The sequence below is a fragment of the Vibrio sp. OPT46 genome (assembly GCF_015163535.1).
GTDB lineage: Bacteria > Pseudomonadota > Gammaproteobacteria > Enterobacterales > Vibrionaceae > Vibrio > Vibrio alginolyticus.
Map to the genome: position 1 here is coordinate 1 of NZ_JADDYG010000623.1, position 376 is coordinate 376.

1 protein-coding gene is annotated in these 376 nt (G+C 42.8%); it reads right to left on the reverse strand.

Annotated elements, in window-relative coordinates; all coding sequences use genetic code 11:
* Nucleotides 1-29: 29 nt before the first annotated feature.
* A partial coding sequence (locus tag IQR33_RS23880) for a hypothetical protein (protein ID WP_193844115.1) occupies nucleotides 30-376 on the reverse strand: 347 nt, incomplete at its 5' end.

Consider the following 376-nt stretch of genomic DNA (forward strand, 5'->3'; position numbering starts at 1 on the left):
GAATAAAGTTGTCAATGATTAGATGCCTGTTAGGCAGGAAAAACACTCGGCGGAGAGTGCTTAGGCGCGATGTGTTTGTAAACGAGCTTATCGCATTTAGAAAAGTGATAAGTCGTCAGTGCATACTTTACTCGGCGCAGCCAATGGATGGTTGTCAGGTAAAGCCCAATCGCAACCAGAAGAAAGAATTGAACAGCTTGAAGAAGCGGGCATTCAAACTGAAAGCCGTCGTGTAAGTTAAGATCTTGGATAAGCTTAGAAGAAGATTGAGCGTTAGTCTCAATCAACGTATTGATATCCACCCATTTGAAACCATCTGCGGTACACAGTAAAACCTTTTCACTTTGGACTTTGTTGAGCCAAGTTGTGCTGTGAA